This is a genomic window from Mycobacterium sp. 1245801.1 (assembly GCF_001673055.1).
GTDB classification, from domain to species: domain Bacteria; phylum Actinomycetota; class Actinomycetes; order Mycobacteriales; family Mycobacteriaceae; genus Mycobacterium; species Mycobacterium europaeum_A.
The window spans coordinates 1-1,459 of the sequence record NZ_LZKY01000086.1 but is presented as its reverse complement, the minus strand read 5'-3'; the positions used below and the strand labels follow the sequence as shown (position 1 = coordinate 1,459).

Here is a 1,459-nt window from a genome sequence, read left to right as displayed (position 1 = left end):
GCCACGTAGTGTGTCACGAGGTAGCCCTCGCGGACGTCACCGTCGTTGATGCGTGACTGCAGCGCCTCGCGGATCAGCATCGAACCGGAACGCATGTCGATCGTGCGGGGAGTCTAGGAGATGCCATGACGGCCGCGCCCAGTCATACAACCCCTGCGTGGCGATCACGTCGCCGGCGCAGTAGTCGGTGAGCCGCTCCCGGTCCTCGACCGATTTGTCGGTGACGGCCCGTTCCATGGCCAGGCGGTCATAGTGGTCGGTCTTGGACGGGATGCCGACGATCTGGCAGAACGCATCCAAAGATTTGAACGGCGCCCCGGATTTGAATTCGGAGCGCAACACTTTGAGCGTGTCGACCGTTTTGAACGGCGGCAGCGGCGGCAGGCCAGCTTCGATATGCAGATCACCCTTGAGCCACGGTATGTCAGCTTTGTCGATGTTGTGGCCAACGATGATGTCGGCCTGCGCCATCAGTTGATGCACCTTCCGCAGGAACGGTTTACGGCCACCTTTGTCCCATTCGGCCAGGCGGATCACGTCCGGCCGGTCATACCACTTCGCGCACACGATCGTGGTGCGGGGCTGCCGGATAACGGTCTCGTGGTGCACGTAGCGGTTCTTGAGGTCGCCGCGGTCCCACCAGTGCTGCTGGGTGATGCCGTCGATGCGTTCGACGTCGAGGACGAGGATGCGGTTGCGGGCGCCGTCGGCGATGGGAACACCTGCGGCCTGTTCTAGTCGGTCAGCTAGTGACACGGGCACCTCCGCGGTGGTGTTCGTTGATGCACACCGAGAACCGTGCGCGCTGCACCCGCAACGGGTTGTCCGGGTCGTTGCAGCATTCCCGCCACAGTTGGGACAGGTTGCCGCCGGATTCGATCCACGCGTCGAACGTGGCGCGGTCGTCGTCGTTGAGCTGGTCGTACCAGGCGCACACCCCGCAGCCGATGCGGCTGCGGGTGAAGTCGCCGAGGCGTTCCGCTAATCCCATAGCCGCGAACACCTTCCGCTTCGTTGGGGGTCCCCTTCTGGCGGCGGCATTCCACGCATGGTCGGCGAGGGTTGACGGGAGCCGCTCACCGGCGGGCGATCAACGCCACCAGAAGGGGAGAATGTGGGAGCGCTGTCGCCGGTGTTAGTCGGCAACCTTGCGGCCTTCAAGGAATTTGCGCAGCCACGATGCGCAGTCGACGCACAGCCAATCCGGTTTGATTGTCCGGCCGAGTTCCGCAGTTTTGTTGGCTGCGCACGAGATAACGAGAGGCACATCCGGCCCATACAGCAATTGCATCCAGCCGGCAGGGACGGGTTCGGTTCCCTCGGCTTGGCGGCATTCCCCGCAGCGGTCACATAAGTAGACGCGGATTCTCCGCTCCATGTAGCCCATGTCAGCCAGCCACCGGGGGCTGCGCCGGCATCAGCAGATACCGGAAGTCGCTCTGCAACGCCGGGAACGGGC

At 63.8% G+C, this 1,459-nt stretch carries 2 protein-coding genes; both read right to left on the bottom strand.

Features of this window, described 5'->3' with window-relative positions; translation table 11 throughout:
* Nucleotides 1-36: 36 nt before the first annotated feature.
* Nucleotides 37-756 (bottom strand): hypothetical protein, encoded by a 720-nt coding sequence (locus tag A5622_RS05395; RefSeq protein ID WP_197507953.1) that lies wholly within the window; start codon nt 754-756, stop codon nt 37-39.
* On the bottom strand, nt 743-991 hold the full coding sequence (locus A5622_RS05390) for a hypothetical protein (protein ID WP_066877157.1): 249 nt from the start codon (nt 989-991) through the stop codon (nt 743-745). Before A5622_RS05390 ends, A5622_RS05395 begins: the two co-directional genes overlap by 14 nt.
* Nucleotides 992-1,459 lie beyond the last annotated feature (468 nt).